6 protein-coding genes are annotated in these 5,849 nt (G+C 63.9%); 3 read left to right on the top strand and 3 right to left on the bottom strand.

The annotated features are described in order from the left end of the window. The 3 genes from Q1J79_RS10695 to Q1J79_RS10705 form a co-directional block, all read right to left on the bottom strand. The coding region (locus tag Q1J79_RS10695; protein ID WP_300300027.1) for an SDR family NAD(P)-dependent oxidoreductase at positions 1-797 on the bottom strand (797 nt) is incomplete at its 3' end. Beyond that, positions 794-1,843 (bottom strand): N-acetylneuraminate synthase family protein, encoded by a 1,050-nt coding sequence (locus Q1J79_RS10700; RefSeq protein WP_300300029.1) that lies wholly within the window; start codon positions 1,841-1,843, stop codon positions 794-796. The genes Q1J79_RS10695 and Q1J79_RS10700, both read right to left, overlap by 4 nt. Positions 1,844-1,904: 61 nt before the next feature. Further along, entirely contained in the window at positions 1,905-3,209 is a 1,305-nt protein-coding gene (locus tag Q1J79_RS10705) for a surface carbohydrate biosynthesis protein (RefSeq protein ID WP_300300031.1), read from the bottom strand. Positions 3,210-3,398: 189 nt separating this feature from the next. Here Q1J79_RS10705 and Q1J79_RS10710 point away from each other — a divergent pair, with 189 nt between their 5' ends. The 3 genes from Q1J79_RS10710 to Q1J79_RS10720 all read left to right on the top strand — a co-directional run. Next, entirely contained in the window at positions 3,399-4,478 is a 1,080-nt protein-coding gene (locus Q1J79_RS10710) for a nucleotidyltransferase family protein (RefSeq protein ID WP_300300033.1), read from the top strand. After that, complete coding sequence (locus tag Q1J79_RS10715) at positions 4,478-5,281, top strand: SDR family oxidoreductase (RefSeq protein ID WP_300300035.1); 804 nt, start codon at positions 4,478-4,480, stop codon at positions 5,279-5,281. Before Q1J79_RS10710 ends, Q1J79_RS10715 begins: the two co-directional genes overlap by 1 nt. Before the next feature lie 98 nt (positions 5,282-5,379). Continuing rightward, positions 5,380-5,849 (top strand): sugar nucleotidyltransferase (locus Q1J79_RS10720; RefSeq protein ID WP_300300037.1); only part of this gene is annotated, 470 nt, incomplete at its 3' end.

Genomic DNA, 5,849 nt, shown 5'->3' on the forward strand with positions numbered 1-5,849 from the left:
GAACCGGCGATGTCGAGGATCAGTCGGGCAAGGTCGCCGATCGATATCTCGCGTCCGCTGCCGGCGTTGATCACTTCGCCAATCGCGTCAGGCGCCTGCGCCACGGCGACGAAGGCGGAAGCGGTATCCGCGACATAGGTGAAATCGCGCGTTGGCTCAACCGAACCCAGGCGGATCGTCGCGGCGCCCGCGGCGGCCTGCAGCATCACGGTGGGAATCACCGCGCGTGGTGACTGGCGCGGACCAAAGGTGTTGAACGGCCGCAGGATGGTGACTGGCACGCCATGCGAACGATGGAACGCCAGCGCCATCTGGTCAGAGGCGATCTTTGAGGCGGCATAGGGCGACTGGGCCGAAAGCGGATGCTCCTCGGTCATCGGCACGAACTGTGCCGTGCCGTAAACTTCGCTGGTCGAGGTCTGCACGATGCGCTGCACGCCATAGCGGCGGGCGGCTTCCAGAACGTTGATGGTACCGCGCAGATTGGTGTCGCTGTAGCTTTCCGCAGCACGGTAGGAATAGGGGATCGAGATCAGGGCGGCGAGATGGAACACCGTGTCGCAGCCGCGCACCGCCTGTTCGACGATGTCGCGGTCGCGAATATCGCCCAGCGTGATTTCCATCCGCTCACGCTGTGCCGGCGCGAGGGCGTCGAGCCAGCCAAGGCTGCCATGGCCATTGTAATGGCACAGGGCCCGCACATCGTGGCCGTCTGCCAGCAGATGCTCAACCAGATGGGAGCCGATGAAACCTCCTGCGCCGGTGACAAGAATCCGGCCCAGCCCGCTGTTGCTCACGTCAGATCCCCCCATGCCAGCCGGTGCCCCGCCGCCAGTGCCCTGGTGACGCGGCGTCCGACCACGATATCGAAACAGGATGCCGGAATGCCATCGCCCGGGCGCAGGGCGGTCAGGGCATCGGCGGTGATCACGCTGCCATCCGGCAGATCGCGCGACAGGCAGAGGCTGCGGCGCGCCACCCGCCGGGTTTCATATTCCGCGGCGAAAGGCTGCTTGCGGCCATTGCCCAGGGCCGTTTCCACGCTGCGGATGTCGGCGACCAGTCGGGTGAAGCCGGCCGGATCAAGCGAGGCGCGGTGATCCGGCCCGGGCAGGCCGCAATCCAGCGTGAGGTGTTTTTCGATCATGGTGGCGCCGCGCGCCACGGCAGCAGCCGAAACCAGGGTGCCGGGCGTGTGATCGGAGAAGCCGATTGGATAGTCGTAGGCCTGTGCCAGCACGTCCATCGCCCGCAGGTTGGCCAGGGATTCCGGCGCCGGATAGACCGATACGCAATGCAGCAGGGCCAGATTCGTGCAGTTGGCCTGTTCCAGCCAGCCGACCGCCATATCCACTTCAGCCAGCGTCGCCATGCCGGTGGAAACGATCAGCGGCCGGCGCGTGGTGGCGGCGGCCCGCAACAGGATCGGGTTGTCGAGATCGCCGGAGCCGATCTTGATCGCTGGCAGATCCAGTGCATCGATCAGCTGCAGATTGGGCAGGTCGAAGGGCGTGGCGATCAGGGCAATGCCGAGCTGATCGGCCTGCTGTTTCAGGTTGCGCACGACCGCCGTATCGAGGGTCAGGCTGCGCAGCATCTCCTTCTGGTCGGCCGTGCCGGCCGTGCCGCTTTCCTGATAGGCGGCTTTCGGCGCGCCGGGCGAGGCCAGCAGATCGGGGTTGAACAGCTGCAGCTTGACCGCATCGGCGCCGGCGGCCTTGGCGGCCTCGACGAGTTGTCGCGCCATGGCGGCCGAGCCATTATGATTGACGCCGATCTCGGCAATGATGAAGCAGGGCGCATCCGGCCCCACCTTCCGTCCTGCAATCGCCATCGATTTCATGATGTGCCCCAGATCGCAGAGGAAAGGCCGTCCATTCCCGCCCGCACCGGATTGAGAACCGTCAGGCCGCCGGCGCGGTGCGCTGCAATTCGTGCATTGCCGCTGCCGGTGCGATGATGATGATGTTCGGCCCCACATTGACCAAGCCGACATCGCCAATGCCGAGTGCCTTGGCCGCGCCGCGAACGAACAGCTTGCAGCTGCGGTAATCCAGCAGCGGCCAGCGCCGCTCCATGGATTTGTCGTCGCCGAAATGCGAGGTGGTGAGGAACTTGGTTGTCAGCAGGTCGGTCAGTTCACATTCTGGGGGGTCGAGTTCGTCGAAGGCGTCGATGATCTGGCTGGTGATCGGCTGATCGATGCCATGCAGCGACTGCCGGACGGCATCCAGCAGGCCGGAGATCGGCTCACGGATCTGCTCCAGGGCATTCTCCGGGCCGAGTGCCGGGATCAGCCGGGCGCTCAGCATCTGGTCGGGCGCCGACATGAAGTTGCCTACCGGCTTGTCGAGCAGGATGGCCTCCAGGCCCGTGGTGCAATTGCCCTGCAGCAGGGCGTCACAGGCAATGAGGACCGGCCCGACGGCGCCGCTGTCATCAACCGCGGTATGCGGGATATCCCGTAGCAATTCCTTCCAGGTATCGGGATTTTCGTGCGGGTGCGGCCGCACCAGGACGGTCTTGCCCTGATCCGACAGCGTGCGGGCCAGTTCCACGATGGTGCCGATGCCCTGCTTTTCGCGTTCGAAGCGCTCCTTGAAGTATTCGTCGGCGAAGCTTTCGGTTTTCGCGGCGAAAGCCTCGTATTCCTTGCGTTCATGCTGGATCGAACGCAGGCTGCCTGCGAGGCCGAAGGGCGAATTGATCAAGATGAAATTGCCGAATTTCTGGTGCAGCTCGTTCACCGGATCGGCGAAAATCTCGCGATTGCGGCCGCGCAGCAGCTCGATTCGCGTATTGCCGACATCCAGCACCCTGCCGAAGGGGTGCTGGCGGGCCATGCGGCTGTCGAGCACGGTGGCGGCAAGATACAGGTCGGTATTCTTGGCCGCACCATCGTCGAAATAGATCCGCGCGTAGTCGGCGCCGACCGGGTCGTCCGGCACGTTGATGATCTCTTCGCAGCAGGCCACGGTGCGGTGATGATGCTGTTTGGCCAGATCGAAGTAATGGGCGCATTTCACGGTGGCGGTCTTGTGCCAGAAAACGCCGGTTGGGACGCGGGGCAGATTGGCACGCATGATCACCTTCTGGGTGATCACGCTGGTGTAGCCGCGCGCGGCGGCCAGCATGGCAAGGAACAGGCGCGAATTCAGTTCGCGGCGCTGGACTTCGCAGGACATGTAAATCGGTTTGATCTTAGCCATGGGGCTATTCTTTTCGGATTTTGTTAACGAATTACTGCCTTTATTGTTGTCATAGCACAGGTACGCTCGAAAAGCAGGGCTTTTCAGTATTTTACAATGACTTATGGAGCCTGAAATGCGCCCCGGGGGCAAGCCGTTGAGCGCAGCGTTCGAGAGCACTCCCGCCGAAGCAGGCCGAAGGCAGTGGGCATGACCTCTACTCCCTACGTTCCGACCCGATCGCTCGAAAACTGCACCACCAGCATGACCGCGTCGATCATCGATGCGATCCGCTGCCTGCACGTCAATGGCCTGCGCATCGTGCTGATCGAGGAGAACGGGATTCTGCGCGGTACGATCTCGGACGGCGATATCCGCCGGGCGATCCTGGCCGGCATTCCGTTGGATGCCGCGACCAGCACGATCATGAATGCCAAGCCGACGACGGTTGATCCGAGCATCAGCCATGTCCGGGCGCTCGAGATCATGCGCAAGCATGCGATCAATGTCCTGCCGGTGGTGGACAAGGATGGCCGCATCCTCGACCTGCTGGAGATGCGCCAGCTGCTGACGGCGCAGCTTCACCGCAACTGGGTCGTGCTGATGGCAGGCGGTCTGGGTACGCGGCTGCGTCCGCTGACCGAGACGATCCCGAAGCCGATGGTTCCGGTTGGCGGCCGGCCGATCCTGGAAACCTCGATCATCCAGTTCGCCGGTCAGGGTTATCGCGAGCTGTTCATCTCGGTCAACTACAAGGCCGAGATGATCGAGTCGTATTTTGGCGATGGCGAACGCTACAACGTCGACATCAACTATATACACGAGCCGACCCGCCTGGGCACCGCTGGCGCGCTATCGCTGCTGCCGCGCCGGCCCGACAGCCCGGTCATCGTGATGAATGCCGATATCCTGACCACGCTCTGGTTCCCGACCATGGTCGAGGCCCATGAGCGTTCCGGCGCGCTGGCGACTGTTGCGCTGAGCGAACGGACCTATACCGTGCCTTTCGGCGTCGTGTCGGTCGATGGCGACAAGGTGGCCGGGATCGAGGAAAAGCCATCGCAGAACCTGCGGATCAATTCCGGCATCTATGTGCTCAGCCCCGAGGCTTTCGACTGGCTGAAGCCGAATGAATATCTCGACATGCCGACCCTGCTGTCGCAGATGCTGGCGGCCGGCGCGCCGGTCGGCGCCTGGCAGATCGAGGGTTACTGGACCGATATCGGCCGTTATGAGGATCTGGGCATCGCCAATGCCAAATTCGGCGAGATTTTCGGCGAGGTCGACTGATGCCCGAGGCGCTGGAGTTGTTCCGCCTGTCCGGGCGCGTGGTGGCGATTACCGGCGCGGCAGGCCATCTCGGCCGCTGCTTTGCCGAAGCGGCAGCGCAGGCTGGCGCCGATCTGGTGCTGATCGACCTGGATGCCGCCGGCCTGCAGACGCTGTCGGATACGCTGACCGGCCGTTACACATGCCGCGTGCTGGTTCTGCCGTTCGACCTGCGTGACGAAGCCGCCCTGCGCGGGGTGCCGGCGGCGATCCGCGATGGGTTCGGCCGCCTTGATGTGCTGGTGAATTGCGCGGCTTTTGTCGGCACCAGCCGGCTGGAAGGCTGGGCGGTCGGGTTCCGCGAGCAGTCATCGGCGGCCTGGCGCGCGGCCCTGGAGGTCAACCTGACCGCGCCGTTCATCCTCTCGCAGGTCTGCACCGATTTGCTAACGGAATCGGGCAGCGGGTCACTGATCATGATCGGCTCTATCTACGGCATGCTGGGCCCGGACTGGAGCCTCTATGAGGGCACGGCAATGGCCAATCCCGCCGCCTATGCGGCTAGCAAGGGCGGACTTGAGCAACTGGTGCGCTGGCTGGCGACCACGCTGGCGCCGGGCCTGCGCGTCAACGGCATCATTCCAGGCGGCATCGCGCGCGGCCAGCCGCAGGTCTTTGTCGAGCGCTATGAGGCGCGCACGCCGTTGCGGCGCATGGCCAGCGAGGACGATTTCGTCGGCGCCTTCCTGTATCTGGCCTCCGATGCCTCGCGTTATGTGACCGGACAATGCCTGGTCGTCGATGGCGGCTGGTCGGCATGGTAGGTTTTGTGCCGGCTTTTAACTGGCCATCCCCGTCGGGTATGGCTTAACCTTCCGGTCAAACGCGCCCGCCACAATGGCTGGGCAAACGGGTGAGGACAATGAAGGGCATCATCCTGGCAGGTGGAGCCGGCACGCGGTTGCATCCGGCAACGGCCGTGACCAGCAAACAACTGATTCCGGTCTACGACAAGCCGATGATCTACCATCCGCTGACCACGCTGATGCTGGCCGGCATCCGCGACATCCTAGTGATCACGACGCCGCGCGACCAGGTCGCCTTCAGCGGCCTGCTGCGCGACGGTAGCCAGTGGGGCCTGAATATCAGCTATGCCGTGCAACCCGAACCCAACGGCATTGCCCAGGCTTTCCTGATCGGCCGCGCCTTCGTCGGTGGCGGCCCCTGCGCGCTGGTGCTGGGCGACAACATTTTCTACGGCGAAGGCTTCAGCGCCGTGCTGCGCCGCGCCGCGAAACAACAGCAGGGCGCCACGGTGTTCGGCTACTGGGTGGCCGATCCGGAGCGCTACGGCGTGCTCGATCTCAATCCCGACAAGACCGTGCGGGCGAT

Origin of the sequence: Ferrovibrio sp. (genome assembly GCF_029255545.1) — a bacterium.
Taxonomy (GTDB): domain Bacteria; phylum Pseudomonadota; class Alphaproteobacteria; order Ferrovibrionales; family Ferrovibrionaceae; genus Ferrovibrio.